At 66.5% G+C, this 20,047-nt stretch carries 24 protein-coding genes; 12 read left to right on the top strand and 12 right to left on the bottom strand.

The features are described 5' to 3' along the window. Window positions 1-24 precede the first annotated feature (24 nt). From U5S82_02260 to U5S82_02245, 4 genes are all read left to right on the top strand, one after another. On the top strand, window positions 25-561 hold the full coding sequence (locus U5S82_02260) for a TRAP transporter small permease subunit (GenBank protein ID MDZ7750491.1): 537 nt from the start codon (window positions 25-27) through the stop codon (window positions 559-561). After that, window positions 561-1,874, top strand: a complete 1,314-nt coding sequence (locus tag U5S82_02255) for a TRAP transporter large permease subunit (GenBank protein MDZ7750490.1) — start codon at window positions 561-563, stop codon at window positions 1,872-1,874. The genes U5S82_02260 and U5S82_02255 overlap by 1 nt, the downstream gene beginning before the upstream one ends. 192 nt (window positions 1,875-2,066) lie before the next feature. Beyond that, window positions 2,067-2,384 (top strand): DUF1244 domain-containing protein, encoded by a 318-nt coding sequence (locus U5S82_02250; GenBank protein MDZ7750489.1) that lies wholly within the window; start codon window positions 2,067-2,069, stop codon window positions 2,382-2,384. An 80-nt stretch (window positions 2,385-2,464) separates the two neighbouring features. Continuing rightward, window positions 2,465-3,097: a hypothetical protein gene (locus U5S82_02245; protein ID MDZ7750488.1), complete on the top strand. Its 633-nt coding sequence runs from the start codon at window positions 2,465-2,467 to the stop codon at window positions 3,095-3,097. A gap of 24 nt (window positions 3,098-3,121) precedes the next feature. On the opposite strand, the gene aroE is transcribed toward U5S82_02245, so the two are convergent. The 5 genes from aroE to U5S82_02220 form a co-directional block, all read right to left on the bottom strand. Further along, complete coding sequence (gene aroE, locus U5S82_02240; protein MDZ7750487.1) at window positions 3,122-3,976, bottom strand: shikimate dehydrogenase; 855 nt, start codon at window positions 3,974-3,976, stop codon at window positions 3,122-3,124. 34 nt (window positions 3,977-4,010) lie between these two features. Next, window positions 4,011-5,078 carry a cyclic nucleotide-binding domain-containing protein gene (locus tag U5S82_02235; GenBank protein MDZ7750486.1) on the bottom strand — a complete coding sequence of 356 codons (1,068 nt, stop codon included), beginning with the start codon at window positions 5,076-5,078 and terminating at the stop codon, window positions 4,011-4,013. A gap of 184 nt (window positions 5,079-5,262) precedes the next feature. Continuing rightward, the gene (locus tag U5S82_02230) at window positions 5,263-6,522 is read right to left on the bottom strand and encodes an ammonium transporter (GenBank protein MDZ7750485.1); all 1,260 of its coding nucleotides are present in this window, start codon (window positions 6,520-6,522) and stop codon (window positions 5,263-5,265) included. A 31-nt stretch (window positions 6,523-6,553) separates the two neighbouring features. After that, on the bottom strand, window positions 6,554-6,892 hold the full coding sequence (locus U5S82_02225) for a P-II family nitrogen regulator (GenBank protein ID MDZ7750484.1): 339 nt from the start codon (window positions 6,890-6,892) through the stop codon (window positions 6,554-6,556). Between the two features lie 82 nt (window positions 6,893-6,974). Beyond that, entirely contained in the window at window positions 6,975-7,724 is a 750-nt protein-coding gene (locus tag U5S82_02220) for a TorF family putative porin (GenBank protein ID MDZ7750483.1), read from the bottom strand. Window positions 7,725-8,049: 325 nt separating this feature from the next. On the opposite strand from U5S82_02220, the gene U5S82_02215 reads away from it, so the two are divergent. Together U5S82_02215 and U5S82_02210 are read left to right on the top strand one after the other, a co-directional pair. Continuing rightward, window positions 8,050-8,343 carry an accessory factor UbiK family protein gene (locus tag U5S82_02215; protein ID MDZ7750482.1) on the top strand — a complete coding sequence of 98 codons (294 nt, stop codon included), beginning with the start codon at window positions 8,050-8,052 and terminating at the stop codon, window positions 8,341-8,343. Window positions 8,344-8,573: 230 nt separating this feature from the next. Further along, a complete protein-coding gene (locus U5S82_02210; protein MDZ7750481.1) occupies window positions 8,574-10,085 on the top strand; it encodes a YifB family Mg chelatase-like AAA ATPase in 1,512 nt (503 codons plus the stop codon). A gap of 39 nt (window positions 10,086-10,124) precedes the next feature. Here U5S82_02210 and U5S82_02205 read toward each other — a convergent pair whose 3' ends face one another. From U5S82_02205 to dusA, 4 genes are all read right to left on the bottom strand, one after another. Further along, the gene (locus tag U5S82_02205) at window positions 10,125-11,147 is read right to left on the bottom strand and encodes a VPLPA-CTERM sorting domain-containing protein (protein MDZ7750480.1); all 1,023 of its coding nucleotides are present in this window, start codon (window positions 11,145-11,147) and stop codon (window positions 10,125-10,127) included. Between the two features lie 371 nt (window positions 11,148-11,518). Then, on the bottom strand, window positions 11,519-12,451 hold the full coding sequence (locus U5S82_02200; protein ID MDZ7750479.1) for a patatin-like phospholipase family protein: 933 nt from the start codon (window positions 12,449-12,451) through the stop codon (window positions 11,519-11,521). A 26-nt stretch (window positions 12,452-12,477) separates the two neighbouring features. Further along, window positions 12,478-13,566 (bottom strand): ferrochelatase, encoded by a 1,089-nt coding sequence (hemH, locus tag U5S82_02195; protein MDZ7750478.1) that lies wholly within the window; start codon window positions 13,564-13,566, stop codon window positions 12,478-12,480. A gap of 77 nt (window positions 13,567-13,643) precedes the next feature. Then, window positions 13,644-14,633, bottom strand: coding sequence for a tRNA dihydrouridine(20/20a) synthase DusA (dusA, locus tag U5S82_02190; protein ID MDZ7750477.1), 990 nt, complete (start codon window positions 14,631-14,633; stop codon window positions 13,644-13,646). Between the two features lie 189 nt (window positions 14,634-14,822). Here dusA and U5S82_02185 point away from each other — a divergent pair, with 189 nt between their 5' ends. The 3 genes from U5S82_02185 to U5S82_02175 are packed head-to-tail and all read left to right on the top strand — an operon-like array spanning window position 14,823 to window position 15,943. Continuing rightward, complete coding sequence (locus U5S82_02185) at window positions 14,823-15,224, top strand: hypothetical protein (protein MDZ7750476.1); 402 nt, start codon at window positions 14,823-14,825, stop codon at window positions 15,222-15,224. A gap of 21 nt (window positions 15,225-15,245) precedes the next feature. Then, window positions 15,246-15,590: a histidine triad nucleotide-binding protein gene (locus U5S82_02180; protein MDZ7750475.1), complete on the top strand. Its 345-nt coding sequence runs from the start codon at window positions 15,246-15,248 to the stop codon at window positions 15,588-15,590. Next, entirely contained in the window at window positions 15,587-15,943 is a 357-nt protein-coding gene (locus U5S82_02175; GenBank protein ID MDZ7750474.1) for a thioredoxin domain-containing protein, read from the top strand. The genes U5S82_02180 and U5S82_02175 overlap by 4 nt, the downstream gene beginning before the upstream one ends. A gap of 100 nt (window positions 15,944-16,043) precedes the next feature. On the opposite strand, the gene U5S82_02170 is transcribed toward U5S82_02175, so the two are convergent. The 3 genes from U5S82_02170 to U5S82_02160 all read right to left on the bottom strand — a co-directional run bounded on the left by U5S82_02170 (window position 16,044) and on the right by U5S82_02160 (window position 17,062). Further along, window positions 16,044-16,346 (bottom strand): hypothetical protein, encoded by a 303-nt coding sequence (locus U5S82_02170; protein MDZ7750473.1) that lies wholly within the window; start codon window positions 16,344-16,346, stop codon window positions 16,044-16,046. A 32-nt stretch (window positions 16,347-16,378) separates the two neighbouring features. Beyond that, window positions 16,379-16,612, bottom strand: coding sequence for a hypothetical protein (locus U5S82_02165; protein ID MDZ7750472.1), 234 nt, complete (start codon window positions 16,610-16,612; stop codon window positions 16,379-16,381). A gap of 228 nt (window positions 16,613-16,840) precedes the next feature. Beyond that, window positions 16,841-17,062 (bottom strand): hypothetical protein, encoded by a 222-nt coding sequence (locus tag U5S82_02160; GenBank protein MDZ7750471.1) that lies wholly within the window; start codon window positions 17,060-17,062, stop codon window positions 16,841-16,843. A gap of 137 nt (window positions 17,063-17,199) precedes the next feature. Between U5S82_02160 and lexA the strand changes: the two genes are divergently transcribed. Genes lexA through U5S82_02145 form a run of 3 tightly spaced genes read left to right on the top strand, consistent with a single transcriptional unit; the run spans window position 17,200 to window position 19,978 of the window. Beyond that, a complete protein-coding gene (lexA, locus tag U5S82_02155; protein ID MDZ7750470.1) occupies window positions 17,200-17,805 on the top strand; it encodes a transcriptional repressor LexA in 606 nt (201 codons plus the stop codon). A 15-nt stretch (window positions 17,806-17,820) separates the two neighbouring features. Then, the gene (gene imuA / locus U5S82_02150; protein MDZ7750469.1) at window positions 17,821-18,525 is read left to right on the top strand and encodes a translesion DNA synthesis-associated protein ImuA; all 705 of its coding nucleotides are present in this window, start codon (window positions 17,821-17,823) and stop codon (window positions 18,523-18,525) included. A gap of 10 nt (window positions 18,526-18,535) precedes the next feature. Continuing rightward, the gene (locus U5S82_02145) at window positions 18,536-19,978 is read left to right on the top strand and encodes a DNA polymerase Y family protein (protein MDZ7750468.1); all 1,443 of its coding nucleotides are present in this window, start codon (window positions 18,536-18,538) and stop codon (window positions 19,976-19,978) included. Window positions 19,979-20,047 lie beyond the last annotated feature (69 nt).

Here is a 20,047-nt window from a genome sequence, read left to right as displayed (position 1 = left end):
ATCAACCGTTATAATCCTCACCCCATGAATACCGCCCTGATCTCCTGGAACACCCGCATCGCCCGGGCCATCGACCGCCTCAGCGAGGGGACGGGGCGCGCCGTCTCATGGCTGGTGCTGCTGATGGTCCTGCTGATGGTCTACGACGTCGGGGGGCGCTACCTATTCAATACCGGATCGGTGGCCCTCCAGGAGTTGGAGTGGCATCTGTTCGCGGCGCTGTTCCTGCTGGGCGGGGCCTACACCCTCAAACACGATGACCACGTGCGCCTGGACGTGATCTACCAGAGTCGCTGGATGGGGCCGCGCCGTCGCGCTTGGGTGAATCTCTTCGGCAGCCTGCTGCTGTTGATGCCCTTCTGTGCCCTGGTCATCTACAGCGCCATGCCCTTCGTGACCAATGCCTACGGGTACAACGAAGGTTCGCCGGACCCGGGTGGATTGCCCCACCGTTGGCTGCTCAAGGCCTGCATCCCCCTCGGCTTCGCCATGTTGATGCTCCAGGGGATCAGCCTGGCCCTGACCAGCCTGAACGCGCTGCTCGGCCCCAGGGACCGTTGATGGAGTACTGGGCGCTGGTGATGTTCCTGGTGCTGGTGCTCGCCCTCATGGCGGGTTTCCCGGTGGCCTTCACCCTGGGGGCGGTGGCCACCTTGTTCGGCGGCATCTTCCTCGGTTTCGATTTCTTCGACCTGCTGCCTCTGCGCATTTGGGGGGTGATGACCAACTTCACCCTGTTGGCGGTGCCCCTGTTCGTGTTCATGGGGGTGATGCTGGAGAAGTCGGGTCTCGCCGAGGACCTGTTGGAGACCATGGGCGCCCTGTTCGGCCGGCTGCGGGGTGGTCTCGCCCTGTCCATCGTGTTCGTGGGAGCGCTGCTGGCCGCCACCACCGGGGTGGTGGGGGCCACGGTGGTGACCATGGGCGTGATCGCATTGCCGGCCATGCTCAAGCACGGCTATGCGCCGCAACTGGCCACCGGCACCATCGCCGCTTCCGGCACCCTGGGGCAGATCATTCCCCCCAGCATCATCCTCATCCTGCTGGGCGACGTCATCGGTGTGCCCGTGGGGCGGCTGTTCATCGGCGCCGTGGTGCCCGGGTTGCTGCTCATCTCCCTGTTCGCCCTCTACATCGTGTGGAAGGCATGGCGCCACCCGGAATGCGCGCCGGCCCTGGCGGCGGGGGCGCCGGGCAGCCTGGCGAAGCGTGTGGCCACGAGCCTGTTGCCACCGTTGCTGCTGGTGTTCGCGGTGCTCGGCTCCATCTTCTTCGGGGTGGCGTCGCCCACGGAGTCCGCCGCCGTGGGCGCCCTGGGGGCGATGTTGCTGGCCGGCGTCCGGCGGCGCCTGAGGCTCCGGAATCTCCAGGAAGCCATGCGCCAGACCACCCGCCTCACCAGCATGGTGTTCCTGATCCTCATCGGCGCCACCGCCTTCGGCCTGGTGTTCCGCGGCATGGGGGGCGACGACCTGGTAAAAGAACTCATGACCGGCCTGCCGGGCGGGCAGTGGGGTTTCCTGATATTCAGCATGCTGCTCATATTCGGCCTGGGCTTCTTCCTGGATTTCCTCGAGATCTGTTTCATCGTGGTGCCCATCCTGGCGCCCATCGCCCAGCATTTCGGCATCGATCTCATGTGGTTCGCACTGCTCATCGCCGTCAATCTCCAGACCTCCTTCCTGACCCCACCCTTCGGTTTCTCGCTGTTCTATCTCAAGGCGGTGGCGCCGCCGGAGGTACGGATTTCTCATATCTATGCCGGCGTCCTGCCCTTCGTCGGCGCCCAAATCCTGACCATTGCCGTCCTGGTGGGCTTTCCCGACCTGGTTCAGTGGTTGCCGGACCTGATGGATGAGTTGCATGGATTTTGAAAAGCAGGGAATGGTTGAACAGCAGTGAATAGGGAATAGTGAATAGTGAATTGCTAAAACCAAAGGCGGCGAGGTGGGGGGTTGATAAGCCGACCCTGGGAGCGGATGCTGCAAGCTATTCCCTATTCCCTATTCCCTATTCCCTATTCCCTATTCCCTATTCCCTATTCCCCCTAACCAAAGGAGACCCCTATGGACGACAACACCCGCACCGAGATCGAAGCCGCCGTGATGCGCGCCTTGGTGAAGCATCTGCAGGAACGTACCGATGTGCAGAACATCGACCTCATGAACCTGGCCGGCTTCTGCCGCAACTGTCTGGCCAAGTGGTGGAAGGCCGAGGCCGAAGCCAGGGGTTTCGAGCCCAGCTATGACGAGGCCCGGGAGGTGATCTACGGCATGCCCTACGGCGAGTGGAAGGACAGATACCAGACCGAGGCGACGCCTGAACAGCAGAATCGCTACGAGGAGACCAAGCCGCTCCACGCCAAAATCAGCGGCCACAATTGACCCCCATGCATGGGTTTGGGGTGGCTGTCGCCCCGGCTGTGGTACAGGCATGTGGCGGACATCAGGCGGGAGGGGCGGCCATGGCAGATGACGGGGTGGTCCGCGGTGGGCCTGTCGCTTTCGGTCGCAGCCGGTGGTGGCTGGCGCTGTTTGGGATCCTGGTCCTGGCGTTACCCTGGGCCGGGGTGGCCGCGGAGCGCCCGGTGTTGACGGGGGTCTGGGTGCTCGATGAAGGGGTCGAGGCGGTCGCCGGGGAGCGCTTGAAGGAGGCCCTGGAGGCCCGCTCGTCGCGTCCACGGCGGGGCGGCAAGGCCGGGGAAGGGCGTGACGGCACGGCACCGCCGGTCGTGCCCGGGTTGCCGCGCGCCATTCACCAGACCCTGGATATCGTTCACGAGGAGCCGCGCATCCGTATCACCCCCGGTGACGGCCAGATGGAACACCTGTTCACCGATTATCGCGGCGCCAGCGTATCGGCGCGGGGAGCCTCTCAGGTGGTGGCCACCGCGGGTTGGGAGGGGGACGCCCTGGTGGTGGAGAGCCACCTGCGGGGTGGTATGCGGATGCTACGGCGCTACCGCCTCGACCCTCAGGACGACAGTCTGTCCATGACGCTGGAACTCAGTGGGCGCTGGTGGCCGGAGCCCGTAAGCATCCCCCTGAGATACCAGCAGGCTACGGCCACCGCCGCGGCGGAAGCGGGGCGGAAATAGGGTGCGGCGGCCGCGCCGCCCGTCTCAGACCTCGTTCGAGGCCGGGCTCTCTCTGGGTTCGGACCGCAGCATGCGGATCACCCCCAGGGTGTCCGGGCGCACGCCGCGCCAGATGCGGAATGACTCCGAGGCCTGCTCCACCAGCATGCCGAGGCCGTCCGCGACGTGGGCGGCGCCGTTCTGCTCGCCCCATTTCATGAAGGCCGTGGGCTGGTCGCCGTACATGAGGTCATAGCACCAGGCGCCGTCCTCCAGCAGGCCCTCGGGGAGGGCGGGCACCTTGCCGTCGATGCCGGCGGAGGTGGCATTGATGACGAGATGAAACCTGCGCCCGGCCAGGCCGTCGAGGCCGCAGCCTTCCACCGGACCGGCGTCAGCAAAGTCCGCGGCCACGGCCTGGGCGCGACCCGCCGTGCGGTTGGCGATCACCAGACGGGCAGGGTTGCGCTCCAGCAATGGGCCCACGATGCCGCGGGTGGCGCCGCCGGCGCCCACCACCAGGAGCTGCCGGTCCTCCAGTTCGCAGCCCAGGTTGGCCACTAGGTCACGCACCAGCCCGAGGCCGTCGGTATTGGCGCCGTGGATGGCGCCGCCGGCATCGAACCACAGGGTGTTGAGGGCGCCCGCGCGACGACCGCGGTCCGTCACCTCATGGGCAATGGCGAAGGCTTCTTCCTTGAAGGGCAGAGTGACATTGAGGCCGCGGCCTCCGGCGTTCATGAAGGTCTCGACGGCCTCCTGAAAATGTCCGGCGGGAACGTGGATGGCCTCGTAGCCCATGGCCTCGCCGGTCTGGTTCGCAAAGGCCCGGTGGATGGCCGGGGATTTGCTGTGGCTGACGGGGTCGCCCATGACGGCGTAGCGGTCACTCATGGTCATGCCCTCCGGGATTCACGTGTCGCCCGCCGTCTCCTCAGCCGGCAGCGGCCCTGGCCTCTTTGACGGCCGTCAGGCCGCCCTCGAGGACATAGGCATTCAGTCCCCGCTCGGTCAGCAGGTAGGCCGCAGCCGAGCTGCGGCGTCCGGTGTCGCAGTAGACGATGTAGTCGCGGTCCTTGGGCAGGCCCTCGGCCTTGAGGCGCAGCATGTAGATGGGGATGTTCACGCTGCCCTTGATGGCACTGTTCTGATGCTCGCTCTCCAAGCGCACGTCGATGAGCTGGGTGCTGCCTGCGCGCACCATCTCCTTGGCCTTCTCGAAGTCCACCTCCTTCTGCATCGGGGCCTTGAGGAGTTCCTCGAAGTCCTGTTTCGACAGGCGCATGAGCTTGGAATCCGTGACGGCGCGCACCGTGGCGTTGCGCGGCTCGTTGGAAAGCAGGGCCTCCTCGCCGAAGGCGTCGCCGTCGATGAGTTCTGCCAGGGGCAGCTCCTGGCCGTTGGGCGCCCGGCGGGTGACCTTACAGCGGCCCTCGCTGATGATGTAATAGTAGTCCCCCTCGCCACCCTGCTCGACGATGACGTCACCCGCCTTGGCCGGGAACTCCTGGAGCTTCATGAACATCTGCTGGATGTTGGCCGGGGGGATGCTCATGAAGGCGCTGGACTGGAGGATGCGGGACATCCAGTCGCCGGCCTCAGCGGGCTCGCCGTTGTCCGAGGTGAGGTCGCTGACCTCGATGCCGGAGAGCTGGTCCCAGGTGAGCAGGATGTCCAGCAGGTCACTGTCGAAGCGGGTGATGCTCACCTCGGTCCTGGCCCTGGCGGTGTGCTGGCGTGGCTGGAAATTGCCGATGGGGTGCCTGGCATCCGCGGTGCCCCCCTTGACCACACGATTCTGGCCATCCCCCGTCGTCAGTTCCACCTCGCCGGCGATGACGTAGATCGTCTTGCCGTCGCGGTCACCGGTCTTGAATATCGTGCGCCCCGCAGGCAGGGTCTCCACCACCGCCTTGCGCGCCAGTTCCTGGAAGTTCTCCGCATTCAGGGCGTTCGGGGGGACGAGTTGTTTCAGAACATTGCGGTCGACTAACTGAGCCATGGGGCCTTCTCGATCCGTTCGATGGCAGGGAAACGGTATTTTAGGTGTATCGGCGGGTACATTGACAGTCCCGCGACGGGGCTGGGGGTGCGCCGGCAAGGCCGGTCACCGGAGGGCAAAAAAAACGGGCGCCGAAGCGCCCGCTGCCAAGATTGCAGAAACACCCCTGGGTTATGTTTTGGGGTTATTTACCCGATCCGGAGCTGCCCACGAACTCCGGATAGGCCTCGAGGCCGCATTCCGCCAGGTCCACGCCCTGGAACTCATCCTCCTCGGAGACGCGGATCCCCATCACCGACTTGATGATGAACCAGACCACGAAGCTGGCGATGAAGACCCAGGCGAAGATGACACCGATGCCCATGAGCTGGGCGCCGATGGTGGCGTCCGGGTTGGTGACGACCACCGCCAGCAGACCCCAGATCCCCACTACGCCGTGGACCGAGATGGCGCCCACCGGGTCGTCCACCCGCAGCTTGTCCAGGGTCACGATGGCGAATACCACCAGCACGCCGCCCACGGTGCCCACCAGGGTGGAGGCCAGGGGCGAACCCGCCAGGGGTTCCGCCGTGATGGCCACGAGACCCGCCAGGGCGCCGTTGAGGGCCATGGTGAGGTCCGCCTTGCCGAACAACAGCCTGGAGGTGACGAGGGCCGCCACTACGCCGCCGGCCGCCGCCATGTTGGTGTTGACGAACACCAGGGCCACGGCGTTGGCCTCCAGCACGTTGGACACCATGAGTTCGGAGCCGCCGTTGAAGCCGAACCAGCCCAGCCACAGGATGAAGGTGCCCAGGGTCGCGAGGGGCAGATTGGCGCCGGGAATGGCGTTGATCTTGCCATCCTTGCCGTACTTGCCTTTACGCGCCCCGAGGAGCAGCACCCCGGCCAGGGCCGCCGTGGCACCGGTCATGTGCACCACGCCCGAGCCCGCGAAGTCCAGGAAACCCGCCGCGTCGAGGAAACCGCCGCCCCACTTCCAGTAGCCCTGCACCGGATAGATGAAGCCGGTCATGACGACCGCGAACAGCAGGAATGACCATAGCTTCATGCGTTCGGCCACGGCACCCGAGACGATTGACATGGCGGTGGCCACGAACACCACCTGGAAGAAGAAGTCCGACAGGTTGGAGTAGTAAGGTGCGTCTTCTCCCCCCGCCGTCACGGCCTCCGTGGTGTTGTCCGCCCCGATGAGAAAATCGAAGCCCGGGATGACGCTGCTGATGGCATCGCCGTACATGATCTGATAACCGAAGAGCATGTACATGATGGAGGCGATGGCATACAGCGCCACGTTCTTGGTGAGGATCTCAGTGGTGTTCTTGGCGCGCACCATGCCGGCTTCCAGCATCGCGAAGCCTGCGGCCATCCACATCACCAGCGCGCCGGATACCAGGAAATAGAAGGTATCCAGGGCGTAGTGCAGTTCCAATATTTCGCTCATGTTTTCCATTGGTATTGACCTCTAAACGGAATCAAAGGGCTTCATCGCCGGTTTCACTGGTGCGGATGCGTACCGTCTGTTCCAGCGGGGTGACGAAGATCTTGCCGTCGCCGATCTTGCCGGTGCGCGCGGCATTGCCGATGGCCTCGATGACCTGATCCACCATGTCATCCGATACCGCCACCTCGAGTTTCGCCTTGGGCAGGAAGTCCACGACGTATTCGGCGCCCCGATAGAGCTCCGTGTGTCCCTTCTGGCGCCCGAAGCCTTTCACCTCCGTGACCGTGATGCCCTGCACCCCGATGTCGGAAATGGCTTCGCGCACGTCGTCCAGCTTGAAGGGCTTGATGATTGCGCTGATGAGTTTCATCTCGATTCTCCATTAAGGGGCCCGCCCGGCGGACGGGCCCGTCTTTCATGCCTGTTTGCGTAGAAGACTCCGGGCCCTCGACTTAGAAGGACTTGCCCCAGGAGACGAAGAACAGCGGGTCGTCCCCGTCCGGGTTGCCGGCCTCTTCGTCGGCCTGGGAGACGCTCAGAGTGAAGTCGCCCCAGTCGCCGGCGCTCTTGCCGATATCGAGCTGGTAATGGGTGTAGTCGGTGTCAGCGGTGTCATCGAATTCGTACTGCCCGATGGTGCCGCCAATGGTCCAGGTGGGGGCCACCTCGAAACTCGCGCCCACGTAGTAGTAGATGTCGTCGTCACTGAAGGTGGCGTCTTCATCTGCCTCGCCATCAAGGGTGTAGTTGATGCCTGCACTGAACCACTTGTAGCTGACGCTGCCCGCCAACTCGAGGAAGTTCAGATCGCCGGTGGCGATGTAGGAGTAATAGATGAGGCCCACGTCGTAACCGAGTTCGCCCACTGAGCCACCGTAGCCGCCGTAGAGGTCGAGCTCGTAGCCGCCGTCGTCCGAATCCACGGTGAATGTTGCGGTATCCCCGGCGGAGTCAGTTATCGTGACTTCCTCACCCGCCGATGGAAAGTTGACATTCGATGCCCACGTGCCGAGATAGAACCCACTGTCGTGGGCCCAGTCGATACCGCCCTGGACGGCGGCCTCGTTACCGGTTTGGGTGACGCCACGCCACATGTAGTTGCTGGTGGCGCCGATGTTGGCGGACAACTCGGCCTGGGCTGCCAGGGGGGAGAGGGCGGCCGACACGGCGGCCACGAGGATGGTCTTTTTCATGTTGAACATGGGTACTTCTCCTTTTGCGTAGGGCTCCCGAGGAGCGGATATGACAAGTTGGATGCTGACGCGGATCACTGATGCAGTTGCCGTGCCAGTTAGATAAATAGGCGTATAATCAAGTTGTTATACGGGTATCATCGCTCCATTGTTGCTTTTTGATAACAGTTGCCTTAAGCCCAACGCACCATAATGGTGCGTCGGGGTCGGTCGTTGCCTGATGACGGTGCCGTACTCGGGCCGCGGCACCGGGAGAGCATGGCTGCGACGGTCCTTGCCCCGGGGCGCGGCCCGGCGCTAAGGTAGGTGTCGTTCTTCATTAATGGAGTGTGGAATGGTGAATCCCTCGGTGTTCGACAAGCTCGCGGACCGCATCGCGGCGGCCATACCGGATGACGCGAAGATGCTGCGCGAGGACTTGAACCGCACGGTGCGCCTCGCCGTCAGCAACGGCCTGTCGCGGCTGGAACTGGTGACCCGCGAGGAGTTCGACGTCCAGACCGAGTTGCTGGAGCGCACCCGGGCGCGCCTCGAGGCCCTGGAGGCGCGGGTGCAGGCCCTGGAGAACCCCCCCGCAGTGGCCCAGGAGGTCGGCGCCCCGGGCGAGGAGGGCGAACAGACGCCCTGACTGCAACGATCCTCGCCACGGAACCACGTGGAATTTCTCCGTGCCTCTGTGCCTCCGTGAGAGCATGATTTGTTCTCATGGGCCCGATGATGAGCTCTCACAGAGGCACAAAGGTACGAAGGCGGGATTGGCTCGGCCTTGTGCTCCGGGTGCCTTGGCGAGAGTAGAAGGGTTTTTTCCGGCCGGCGGCCGATAGCGCCTCGGGATGGGGTAGGTTCAGGGAGGAGCGCATGTCATTGGCGGTGGTGCATACCCGGGCGCAGGTGGGGGTGGATGCGCCGCCCGTCACCGTGGAGGTCCACATCACCGGTGGCCTGCCCGCCCTGTCTATCGTCGGCCTGCCCGAGGCGGCGGTGCGCGAGAGCAAGGACCGGGTGCGCAGCGCCCTCATCAATGCCCGCTACGAGTTCCCGTCGCGGCGTATCACCGTCAACCTCGCTCCCGCCGATCTGCCCAAGGAAGGCGGGCGCTTCGACCTGCCTATCGCCCTCGGTATCCTGGCCGCCTCCGGCCAGATCCCTCTGGATGCCCTGACCAGCCACGAGTTCCTCGGCGAGCTGGCCCTGTCCGGCGCCCTGCGGGGGGTGCGCGGGGTGCTGCCGGCGGCCATCCGCGTGGCCGAAGCCGGGCGGCGCCTGGTGGTGCCCCTGGACAATGCGGAGGAGGCCGCCCTCACGGACAACGGCGCGGTGCTGCCCGCGGGGCACCTGCTGGAGGTGTGCGGCCACCTGGCGGGGGAACGGCCTCTGGAGCCCCCCCGGGAGCGTCCCGCGCCCGCGGTAGAGCCCGCGGTGGAAGAGAGGTGGGGCGATCTGGCCGAGGTGCGGGGCCAGTACCGTGCCAAGCGGGCCCTGGAGGTGGCGGCCGCCGGCATGCACCACCTGCTCATGATCGGCCCACCGGGCACCGGCAAGACCATGCTGGCGAGCCGCCTGCCGGGGATCCTGCCGCCCATGACGGAAGGCGAGGCCATGGCGACGGCCGCCATCCACTCGGTGAGCCGCGGGGGCTTCGATGTCAGACAATGGGGCCGCCGGCCCTTCCGGGCACCCCACCATACCGCCTCGGGGGTGGCGCTGGTGGGTGGGGGCGGCGTGCCGCGGCCCGGTGAGGTGTCCCTGGCCCACAACGGGGTGCTGTTCCTGGACGAGCTGCCCGAGTTCGATTCCCGCGTGCTGGAGGTGCTGAGACAGCCCGTGGAGTCGGGGACCATCGTCATCTCCAGGGCCGCTCGCCAGGAGGAGTTTCCGGCCCGTTTCCAGCTGGTGGCCGCCATGAATCCCTGCCGTGAGGCGCGCACCGGCAGGGGGCATGACCAGGAGTGCACCGGCGAGGAACGCCGGCGCTATCTCGGGCGTCTGTCAGGGCCGCTGCTGGATCGTTTCGACCTCCATGTGGAGGTGCTGCGGGTGCCGCGGGAGCAGATGCATGGCGAGGACGACACTCCTCAGGAGGACTCCGCCGCGGTGCGGCGACGGGTGACCGGGGCGCGCGAACATCAATTGCGGCGCCAGGGAGTGCCCAATGCCCTGCTGGGGCCCGGACAGCTCGCCCGCCATTGCGCCCTGGGGGCGGAGGAGAAGGTGCTGCTGGAAAGGGCGGTGGAACGACTTGGACTGTCGGCCCGGGGTTGGCACCGGGTGCTGAGGGTGGCGCGGACCATCGCCGATCTGGCGCAGGCCGAAACCATCGCCGGTACTCACCTCAGCGAGGCCATCGGCTACCGCGGCCTGTTGGACTAGCCGGGCCGGGGAATATCAGGGGCCTGGGCCGTGGGGGGCTCAGGCGGTGGCGGCCGGCTCCAGGGCCCGCCGGCGACCCAGCATGCCGAGGCCCGCCAGGGCCGCGAGCATGAGCCACGCGCTGGCGGGCAGCGGCACGGGGCTCGGAACGCCCCCCACATCGTCGGTGGCCTGCACCTCCCAGCCGATGTCCGCCAGGGCCGCCCAGTCCAACTCCGTGAAGAACTTGCGGTCACCGGCCTTTATGTCGGGGTCCATGGCCGTCTCCTGGGTGTTACCGTCGACGGTGCTCTGGGTGTCGCCTTCCCAGTGGCCGCCGGTGCGAGTGTTGCCGTTCTGGTCCGTGATTACCTGCAGTGGGACATCAGCGCCGTGCACGCTGGTGGCCACGGGGCCGGTGAATTTCGGTTTTGATCCGGATTCGTCGACGTGGAAGTCCCATGAGGGCGCGATACCGAAGCCCAGTACATGGGCGATTTCGTGAATGGCCACGGAGAAGAAGTCGAGGCCGGCGAAGCCCTCGACGGAAAAGGGATCGGCATCGAAATGCCAGGTGGTGTCGGTGTCGAACCAGATGGCGCCGCCCCAGGGGCCGAAGTCCGTGGGCGGGGAGTCCAAAGCGCCGGCTTGGCCACGGCTGCCTGCGTTATCCAGCCACTCCTGGGATGTCGCGGATGTCGCGCTGGCGTTGAAGCCGCCGGGACCGCCCAGGCCGGCCGCATCGCCGGCGAGGTCGCGGCCGCCGGTGAAGATGACGAGGGTGTTCTCGGAGATGGAACGGGCGCCCAATTGGCGTTTGCCATCGCTCGCGTCAGGGTCGGAGAAGTTGGGCTCGAAGGTGTTGCCGCCGCCGCTAATGATGGCCGTGAGGGAGTCATTCAGGCGATTGCCCACGTAGTCACCGGCGGCCTGGAGCAGGGTCTGGCGGTCCTGCTGGAAGAAGAAATCGTCGTCGTCGTCGAAGGAGAAGTCGAAGTCGATGGTGAGTGCCGTGGCCGGCCCCGTGAGGGCCAATGCCGTCAATGCGACGCCACTGGCGAATAGTCTATGCGCTGTGATCACGGCTACGCCCCCCATACTCATGTCTGATGAGGGCCAATGATACCGAGTCCGGGTGACAATACTCGCTTGGCTGAGCGGTAAAAGTGTGACCCGGGTCCCAAGCCGGCGACTTCGCGCCGCGGGTTCGTATTTGCGCCTCGCCGACATGAGGCTCGGGTACTTGTTTAATCTCCACGCGCTTAATCTCGGTGCCGCGTTGACGAACCACGGGATCACCCGCATCGTCAATCGACTAAAAGAGGATTGCTGATCCCTTGGCGTTCTTGGCGAGAGGAAATGCTTCTCTCTACACCCACGAATGCTACGGGCGAGCCCGGGTTATCCGCAGCCAACCCCGGGCTCCCGGGCGATCGGCATTCAGGAACGGCGGGTCAGAGTCCTTCGAGGAGGGCCGATATGGTGGGTATGGCGTTCTCGGCCGCCTGCTCGCCCGCGGCGATAGCCGCGGTGGCGCGGTGGAAGTCCATCAGGGCGATATCTTTCAGACGTGGGGCGATGATCACGTCGGGGGGGTCGCCGGCCAGGCGGCTGCGGGTGATCTGATCCTGCATGATGTTGATCGCGGTGGCGGTGACGTCCAGCAGGCCGGGCACGCGGTCGTGGTCCGTGCCCCACGCCAGCAGATTGCGGACCCGGGCGGCCCAGTCCGCCGGCAGGTTGGCGGTGATGCGCTGCAGGCCGTCCTGCAGGGCCTCGGACTTCAGGCCGGCCTCTTCCGGCCGGCCCAGGTGGCGGCCCACGATGCCGCTGTTGAGGTTGACCGCCGCCACCCAGTCCACATCGAAGGTGCGGGCCAGGCTCACGGGTACCGGGTTGCAGAGGCCGCCGTCCGCCACCCAGCGGCCCTCGCGCTGCACCGGGGTGAAGAGCCCGGGCAGGGCGATGGAGGCCCGCACCGCCTCCGGCAGGGAACCCTCGCGGATCCAGATCTCGCGGCCGCTGCGCAGATCGGTGGCGGTACAGGCGAAGGGCACGTCGAGATCCTCGATGGCGACATCGGGCACGAACTCGGCCATCACCTCCATGAGCCGGGTACCCTGAATGAAGCCGCCACCCACCAGGGCTGGATCCAGCAGGCGCACCACGTCCACCCGATCGAGGGCCTGCACCCACTTCGCCAGGGCCTCCAGGCGCCCCGCCGCGAAGGCGCCGCCCACCAGGGCGCCGATGGAACTGCCGCATACGGCATGGATGGGGATGCCGTGGCCGATCAGCTTGCGGATGACGCCGATATGGGCCCATCCCCGTGCCGCGCCGCCGCCCAGCACCAGGCCGATGCGGGTGGTGGTCTTGCTGGAGGCCATGGCCGTGTCTCTCCGGGTGGGGTTGTTCAGCCGCTGGCGCCCAGGGCCATGGCCCGTTCCCGGGTGCGGGCGCATTGCCCGGCATCCACCGCCTGGCCCGGCCAGCCCTGGAGGTGGTCGAGAATCAGGCCGGTGAGGGCCGCCACGTGGTCCGGCCGGTCGTTGAGGGCGGGGATGTAGTGGAAGGTCTCGCCACCGGCCCCCAGGAAGAAGGCGCGGTTCTGCTGATCGATCTCCTCCACGGTCTCCAGGCAGTCGGCGGAGAATCCCGGACACACCACCTGGACGTGTCCCACGCCCGCCGCCGCCCACTCCTTCAGCAACTCGTCGGTGTAGGGGCGCAGCCACTCCTCGCGGCCCACCCGGGATTGGAACGACACCGCCCACCGCTCTTGTACCAGACCCAGCGCCGTGGCCAGCAGGCGGGCGGTCTTCTGGCACTCGCAGAAATAGGGATCGCCCGCCAGCAGATAGCGCCTCGGCAGACCGTGGAAGGAAAACAGCAGGCGGTCAGGTTCACCGTGGCGGGCGAATGACTCCCGGACGCTGGCGGCCAGGGCGGCGATATAGTCGGGGCGGTCGTGATAATGGGTGACGAAACGCAGCTCCGGGAGGCGCCGCCGGGTCTTCAGCACATCGGCCACGGCATCGAAGGTGGATGCGGTGGTGGTGGCGGAATACTGGGGGTAGAGGGGCAGCACCAGGAGGCGGTCGACGTTGGCTCCGCGCAGCTCTTCCAGGGCGTCGGCGATGGAGGGCGAGCCGTAGCGCATGCCCAGGGCGACGGCCACCGGGCCCTGGCGCCGGGCCGTGAGTTCGGCGGCTACCGCCTCGCGCTGGCGATGGCTGATGGTGAGGAGTGGCGAACCCTCGTCGGTCCAAACCTCCCGGTACAGGGCCGCCGAGCGTCGCGGCCGGATGCGCAGGATGACGCCATGGAGGATGAGGGCCCACAGCCAGCGCGGGGTCTCCACCACTCGGGGATCCCACAGGAATTCCGCCAGATAGCGCCGTACCGCGGCGGTGGTGGGTGCATCGGGGGTGCCCAGATTGGTCAGGAGCACACCCAGGGAGCCGCTGGAATCGTGGCGGAATTCGGATTCTCCGATATACATGGTGTCGGCGAGGAAGAGTTTTTGGTAGTAGGCCCCGAGTATAACGTCTCGGCCCGGCGGGCAGGAGCCGCCTTCCGTCAGGCGGCGGCGCGCTCCAGCTGGTGGAGGGCGGTGGTGATGACGCCCAGGCCGGCGCCATCCCGGTGCATATGCTCGCTGAGGTGGCGGCGCCACAGGCGGGCGCCGGGCTGGCCCAGGAACAGTCCCAGCAGGGGCTGGGCCATGGCGTTGAGGGGCACACCCGCGGCGAGTCCGGCCTCGACGTAGGGCAGATAGGCCTCCACCACCTCCAGGCGCGTGGGCAGCGGCGTGGGGTCTGCGAAGAAGGTTCGGTCCACCTTCGCCAGCAGGTACGGGTCGTGCTGGATGGCGCGGCCCAGCATGACCCCGTCCACCCGTTCCAGATGGGGGGCCGCGGACTCCAGATCGGCAATGCCGCCGTTGATGATGATCTCGAGGTGGGGGAACTCCCGCTTCAAACGATATACGAGCTCGTAGCGCAAGGGGGGGATGGTGCGGTTGTCCCTGGGGCTCAGGCCCGACAGCCAGGCCTTGCGGGCGTGGACGATGAAGGTCCGGCAACCCGCGCCCGCCACGATGCCCACGAAGTCCGCGAGGGCGTCGTCGTCCTGGTGATCGATGCCGATGCGGCATTTCACGGTGACGGGCAGGTCCACGGTGTCCGTCATGGACGCCACGCAATCCGCCACCACGTGGGGCTCGGCCATGAGGGCGGCACCGAAAGCACCGTCCCGCACCCGCTCGCTGGGGCAGCCGACGTTGATGTTCACCTCGTCGTAGCCGCGCCCCGCCGCCAGCCGGGCGCAGCGGGTCATGGCCCCGGCATCGCTGCCCCCCAGTTGCAGGGCCACCGGGTGTTCCGCGTCATCGAAGGCCAGGTGACGCGCCGTATCGCCCCGCAGCAGGGCGCCGGTGGTCACCATCTCCGTGTAGAGCAGGGCGTGGCGACTGATGAGACGCAGCAGGTAGCGGCAGTGGCGGTCCGTGACATCCAGCATGGGCGCCACGGCGAACCGTCTCATGGGCGCTGGGGTGGACTCGGCCATGGAATGCCTGCTTTGCGCGTGGGCGCCGGCGGTCGGTAGGGCGAAGGAGTATTCCAGAGCATCGCGGGTGTGGCAACCACGACTCTGCCCCATGGGCTGATTACCGGCGCTGCGGGCCTTTTTCTGTGCCGCAAAGGGGGCTATCTTGGCTGCAAGCTCAACCATCCAACTTTTACAGGAACCACGTCCATGAGCGCTGCCATCATCCATCTGCCCCGGACCCGTATAGCCGACCTCGAGCGTACCGCCGAGGGTGCGTTACACCTCATCCTGTTCCCCGCCATGGTGGTGAAATCGGAGGGGATCCCCCTGACCGACGCCAGCACCCTGTGGACCCAGAAGGGTGAGCTGGTTCTCCACGGCGTGGAGACGGACCAGCTGTTGGCGGTGCCGCTCGAGATCGCCGGGGGCAGCGTCGAGGCGGATGGAGTGCGCTACATGGACATGTTGCCCCTGCCTTTTCGTCCCGCCGGGGTGGTGGAGTTGCGGCTCACCTTCGCCGGTGCCGCCGAATTCGTCTGCAGCGCCGAATGGGCGACCCTTGAGATGGAAGGCAATGCCAAGTACGTTCGGCATCTCGAGCAGGACTGATATGCCTTCGAGGAGCACGCCATGCCTACCCTTTTTGCAAAGATCGTCCGCGGCGATATCGATGCGGATATCGTCTACCAGGATGAGAGCGTAACCGCCTTCAGGGATATCAATCCCAAGGCGCCGGTACATATTCTCGTGGTGCCCAACAAGGTCATCGCCACGGCCAACGACATCGGCGCCGGCGACGAGGTGTTGGTGGGACACATGATGCGGGTGGCGGCCAACATCGCGCGTGAACAGGGCATCGCCGAGTCGGGCTATCGGCTGATCATCAACTGCAACGAGGACGGAGGGCAGGAGGTTTATCATCTCCACCTGCACCTGGTGGGCGGTCGGCCTCTGGGCGCCATGCTGCCGGAATGACGACCCATCCTGCCACCGCGCCGCCTGCAGCCGTGGTGGATGCGGACGAGGAGTCCTTCGAGATACGGGTCATCGACGAATCCCATCGCCGTCTGGTGCTGGTGGATTTCTGGGCCGCGTGGTGCGCGCCATGCGTGGCCTTGACCCCCACCCTGGAGAGCCTGGCCGGGGAATACCGCGGGTGCTTCCTGCTGGCCAAGGTGGAGGTCGATGACAACATGCGTCTGGCGGGGCGCTACAAACTGCGGGGGTTTCCTACGGTCATCCTGTTCAGGAACGGTGAACAGGTGGCCCACTTCGTGGGCAATAAGCCCCGCCATCACGTCCGCGAACTGGTGCAGGCGCATATTTGAAGTGCGGTAAAAAAAAAGCCGCCGGCCCTTGGGACCGGCGGCTTACCACGCACCCTGAAGAGGTTTGTGCGCAAGGGGTGGCGGCTGGAACCGCCGATGGTCAATGCCAGGTGTTGTCCACCAGTTCCAGCCGGCCTTCCAGGTAGCCGTCTCGCCAGGTGCCGTCGAGGACACGCACGTGACGGCCTTTGAGTTCTTCGGTTTCGATGTCATCGCCCGACAGGTTGTGAGGTTTGACGCGGATCTGACCACCTTTGTAGGCGATACGCAGGACGGCACCCGGGGCCACATGGTTGACGCGGCCCTCGTAGATTGCGGGCTCGCCTGCACCGTTGGCCAAGGCCGGCCCCAACAGGGTCAGCAGCGGCAGGGCGATGAGCAGGGTCTTGATGGCATGCCTCATGGTCTTACCTCTTGATTGGTCGATGGCTGTCTTCAATGATTGAAGGCGCTGCATGGCGAAGGGGCATGGTAATGAACCACCTTTTGCCACAGGCAACGCAGGTCGATGTGGGCATCCAGTGCCTGCAGCACGATACCCGTGCCGATGAGCCACCAGAACACGTATTCGGTCCAGACCTGGCCCATCAGGGCGTCCTGACCGTAAACCGCCAGAGTCCCGAGGCCGAACAATGTGGCCGCCGCCAGTGCTGAAAGTATGTAGATCATGGTTTGTCTCCCGGGCATAGGCCCGCATTAAGTAATTAAGAATATTATTATAGACTAAATCGTCTGTGTATAGTTCAACTTCCCGTTTTGTGACGGGACCAGCACGAAATAATGTGTTGCTGACAGGGGCTCAGACCCGCCGGGGCCTGGCGTTCGAGGGGGCTGTGGTGGACCTTGCGGCCGTCGTGTATCCGGGTAATGTTGGGTTTGCTATCTTTACCGGGCGCCTCAGGCCCACTCAGCGGGGTTGTCGAGGCGCGCTTCCAGTTCGTGGAGCAACTCGCGGTATTTGATCCCCAAGGCCCGCTCGTAGGCGCAGTCTCCCTGGTCGCCGATGGCGTGCAGGCGTTCCTGCAGGGAATCGACCATGTCACGAAGTTGTTGCTGGTTGGTGTCGGCGTGGCGTGCCGGCGGGTGGTCAGCGCCGGCGATATGATGGACGGCCTTCATGATGTCATCTCCTCTCTTTTAGCTCTCTCAGGCATTACCAAGGCACATTAGCCCAGTTTTATTACAGATAGATTGCCTTCGAGCCTCCTGATCAGGGACAATGACTGTATATAAAACCAGTTATTATCGGGGGTGCCATGGCCGAGCTTACCCGCCGCCAGCAGCAGGTACTGGATTTTCTCAAGGGGTTCATGGAGGACAACGGTTTCCCGCCCACTCGGGCCGAGATGGCCCGGGCCCTTGGTTTCCGTTCCCCCAATGCCGCGGAGGACCACCTCCGCGCCCTCGCGCGCAAGGGTGCCATCGAACTCCTGGGCGGCGCCTCCAGGGGCATACGCCTCGTCACTCCGGTGGCGGCGGGAGTGCCGGTGGTGGGGCGGGTGGCCGCCGGCCGGCCCGTGCTGGCCCAGGAGCATATCGAGGGCCATTTCCGGCTGGATGGGCGTCTCTTCCGGCCGCGGCCGGACTACCTGCTGCGGGTCCAGGGCATGAGCATGCGGGATGCCGGCATCTGGGACGGTGACCTGCTGGTGGTCCACCGCACCGCGGAGGCCACCGGTGGCAGCATCGTGGTGGCCCGCCTCGAGGACGAGGTCACTGTGAAGCGTTTCCGGCGCCGCGGCCATGTGGTACGGCTGTTGCCCGAGAACCCCGACTACGCCCCCCTGGTGGTGGACCTGCGCCACCAGGCCTTGGTCATCGAGGGCCTCGGCGTGGGCATCATACGCAACCGCCGGCTCTGAGGGGGCAGCCAGGTCATGGCCCCGGTGCCCCAGGCCGCTATCCAGGCCCCGGACGGGTTGGAGCAGGTGCTGCGCCATCCCGCCGTGTGGCGGGGGCGGGCCCCGGCGGGGGGCGGCGGTCCGGTGGTGGCCAGCGGCAACCAGGCCCTGGACGAGGCATTGCCCGGCGGTGGCTGGCCCCTGGGGGGGCTCACCGAACTCTTGGGCGCGGTCCACGGCGCCGGCGAACTCGAGGTGCTCATGCCGGCCCTGGCCACTCTCACCCGGGCGGGGCGTCTCGTGGTCTGGATAGCGCCACCCCATATTCCCTATGCGCCGGCCCTGGAGTCCTCGGGCCTGGTGTTGTCACGGGTGCTGTGGCTGCGCCCCGCGGGCGTGGCGGATGCCCTGTGGGCCGCCGAGCAGGTGCTGACCGATGCCGGCGGTGGTGCCGTGCTGCTGTGGGCGGACGAGGTGGGTGACCGGCAGTTGCGTCGCCTCCAGCTCGCCGCGGAGCGGGGCGGCGCCCTGGGGGTGGTGTTCCGCCATATCGGGCGGGCGGCGCAGCCGTCACCGGCGATGCTGAGGGCCGAGGTGATGGCGCGTCCCGGCGGCGGTGCCCTGCGCATCATCAAGTGCCGGGCGCGCCCGCCGGCCGCACCCATTCCTCTCGCCGGAGAGCCGGCGAACTATTCAACACCTCCCGCGTGGCCCATGGATGGGTATCGCTCCGGCCCCTGAGGGGCCCGCGATGCGGTGGCTGGCCGCCTACCTGCCGGCATTCGTCCTCGACCTTCATGAGCGAGGCACTGCCACGGCCGTGCCCCTGGCGGTGGCCGGAGGTGTGCCGGGGCGCGAGGTGCTGACGGCCTGTAATGAGGCCGCCGGAGTGCGGGGTGTGCGCGCCGGCATGTCCCGGGACACCGCCCATGCCCTGGTACCGGAACTCCATGTAGTATCGCGGGATGAGGCCGCCGAGGCGGCGGCCCTGCGCAACCTGGCGGCCTGGGCCGGACAGTTCAGCGACGTGGTGAGCATCGAGCCCGGCCGGGGGTTGCTCCTGGAGTCCGGCCGCAGCCTGAGGCTGTTCGGTGGCGGCCGGCGCTTGGGGCGCCTGGTACGCCAGGGCCTGGCCACCCTGGGTTTCGAGGCCTGGGTGGCCCTGGCCCCCACCGCCCGGGGCAGTTGGTGGCTGGCGTCGCGGTCGCGGGGCACGTGTATCGCGGATCGCGAGGCCCTGGAGCGGCGGTTGAGGGCCTTGCCCCTCACGGTGATGGCCCTGTCCCCCAGGGTGCTCGTCGATCTGCAGGCCCTGGGGCTGTCCACCCTGGGGGACCTTGAGGCGCTGCCCCGCGACGGCCTGGCCCGGCGGCTGGGGGCAGGGGTGCTGCGCCAGCTCGACGAGGCCCTGGGCCGGCGTCCCGAGGCGCGCCGGCCCCATGTCCCGGTGCCCCGCTTTCACGCTCACCTGGACCTGCCGGCGCCGGTGCTGGAGCAGCAGGCGCTGCTGTTCCCCCTGCGCCGCCTGCTGCTGGAACTGGCGGGCATGCTCAGGGGACGGAGTGCCGGGGTGTCCCGCTTCCGGGTGGGCCTGGACCATGGCGGTGGTCGGACCACCGCCGTGGACGTGGGATTGGCCATGGCGGACGACGACGGCGAGCGTTTCCTGGAACTGTTGCGCCACCGCCTGGAGCGTGTCGATCTGCCGGCCCCGGTGGAACGGGTCGCGGTGGATGCCCCGGAGTTGCGGACCATGGTCCCGGTCACCGGCGACCTTTTCGAGGCGGCTCGGGTCCATGACGGGCGTCGTGAGGCTGCGCTGCTCGATAGGCTGGCGGCCCGCCTCGGGGACGCCGCGGTGTGTGGCCTGGTGCCGGTCCCCGACCATCGGCCCGAGCGGGCCTGGCGCGCCGTACCAGTGGCCCCCGGCCGCCGTGACGTGTCGGAGGCACCTGCGCATCCACTGCGGCCCCGCTGGTTGCTGGCCGAGCCGCGTCTCGTTGCATCACCCGGAGAAGGCCCGGAGGCCCTGTCCCTGGTGGGGGGGGCGGAGCGCATCGAAGGGGGCTGGTGGGATGGCCACGATGTGAACCGTGATTACTACGTAGCCGAGGACCGGGACGGCCGGCGCCTGTGGCTGTACCAGGAGCGCCGCCCACCCCATGGGTGGTATGTGCATGGGTTGTTTGGATGAATGAAAAGCGAGTGAATAGGGAATAGTGAACAAATAGTGAATAGTGAATAGTGAATAGTGAATGGCAAA

This window comes from Gammaproteobacteria bacterium (assembly GCA_034522055.1).
Classification (GTDB): Bacteria; Pseudomonadota; Gammaproteobacteria; order JAABTG01; family JAABTG01; genus JAABTG01.
The sequence above is the reverse complement of the archived record's forward strand: the minus strand, read 5'-3'. Positions and strand labels throughout refer to the sequence as shown.

What these genes read in the sequence shown, in the direction of transcription:
- U5S82_02260 (MDZ7750491.1), top strand. Translation starts at nt 25, where the DNA reads ATGAATACCGCCCTGATCTCCTGGAACACCCGCATCGCCCGGGCCATC.
- U5S82_02255 (MDZ7750490.1), top strand. Translation starts at nt 561, where the DNA reads ATGGAGTACTGGGCGCTGGTGATGTTCCTGGTGCTGGTGCTCGCCCTC.
- U5S82_02250 (MDZ7750489.1), top strand. Translation starts at nt 2,067, where the DNA reads ATGGACGACAACACCCGCACCGAGATCGAAGCCGCCGTGATGCGCGCC.
- U5S82_02245 (MDZ7750488.1), top strand. Translation starts at nt 2,465, where the DNA reads ATGGCAGATGACGGGGTGGTCCGCGGTGGGCCTGTCGCTTTCGGTCGC.
- aroE (MDZ7750487.1), bottom strand. Translation starts at nt 3,976, where the DNA reads ATGACCATGAGTGACCGCTACGCCGTCATGGGCGACCCCGTCAGCCAC.
- U5S82_02235 (MDZ7750486.1), bottom strand. Translation starts at nt 5,078, where the DNA reads ATGGCTCAGTTAGTCGACCGCAATGTTCTGAAACAACTCGTCCCCCCG.
- U5S82_02230 (MDZ7750485.1), bottom strand. Translation starts at nt 6,522, where the DNA reads ATGAGCGAAATATTGGAACTGCACTACGCCCTGGATACCTTCTATTTC.
- U5S82_02225 (MDZ7750484.1), bottom strand. Translation starts at nt 6,892, where the DNA reads ATGAAACTCATCAGCGCAATCATCAAGCCCTTCAAGCTGGACGACGTG.
- U5S82_02220 (MDZ7750483.1), bottom strand. Translation starts at nt 7,724, where the DNA reads ATGTTCAACATGAAAAAGACCATCCTCGTGGCCGCCGTGTCGGCCGCC.
- U5S82_02215 (MDZ7750482.1), top strand. Translation starts at nt 8,050, where the DNA reads ATGGTGAATCCCTCGGTGTTCGACAAGCTCGCGGACCGCATCGCGGCG.
- U5S82_02210 (MDZ7750481.1), top strand. Translation starts at nt 8,574, where the DNA reads ATGTCATTGGCGGTGGTGCATACCCGGGCGCAGGTGGGGGTGGATGCG.
- U5S82_02200 (MDZ7750479.1), bottom strand. Translation starts at nt 12,451, where the DNA reads ATGGCCTCCAGCAAGACCACCACCCGCATCGGCCTGGTGCTGGGCGGC.
- hemH (MDZ7750478.1), bottom strand. Translation starts at nt 13,566, where the DNA reads ATGTATATCGGAGAATCCGAATTCCGCCACGATTCCAGCGGCTCCCTG.
- dusA (MDZ7750477.1), bottom strand. Translation starts at nt 14,633, where the DNA reads ATGGCCGAGTCCACCCCAGCGCCCATGAGACGGTTCGCCGTGGCGCCC.
- U5S82_02185 (MDZ7750476.1), top strand. Translation starts at nt 14,823, where the DNA reads ATGAGCGCTGCCATCATCCATCTGCCCCGGACCCGTATAGCCGACCTC.
- U5S82_02180 (MDZ7750475.1), top strand. Translation starts at nt 15,246, where the DNA reads ATGCCTACCCTTTTTGCAAAGATCGTCCGCGGCGATATCGATGCGGAT.
- U5S82_02175 (MDZ7750474.1), top strand. Translation starts at nt 15,587, where the DNA reads ATGACGACCCATCCTGCCACCGCGCCGCCTGCAGCCGTGGTGGATGCG.
- U5S82_02170 (MDZ7750473.1), bottom strand. Translation starts at nt 16,346, where the DNA reads ATGAGGCATGCCATCAAGACCCTGCTCATCGCCCTGCCGCTGCTGACC.
- U5S82_02165 (MDZ7750472.1), bottom strand. Translation starts at nt 16,612, where the DNA reads ATGATCTACATACTTTCAGCACTGGCGGCGGCCACATTGTTCGGCCTC.
- U5S82_02160 (MDZ7750471.1), bottom strand. Translation starts at nt 17,062, where the DNA reads ATGAAGGCCGTCCATCATATCGCCGGCGCTGACCACCCGCCGGCACGC.
- lexA (MDZ7750470.1), top strand. Translation starts at nt 17,200, where the DNA reads ATGGCCGAGCTTACCCGCCGCCAGCAGCAGGTACTGGATTTTCTCAAG.
- imuA (MDZ7750469.1), top strand. Translation starts at nt 17,821, where the DNA reads ATGGCCCCGGTGCCCCAGGCCGCTATCCAGGCCCCGGACGGGTTGGAG.
- U5S82_02145 (MDZ7750468.1), top strand. Translation starts at nt 18,536, where the DNA reads ATGCGGTGGCTGGCCGCCTACCTGCCGGCATTCGTCCTCGACCTTCAT.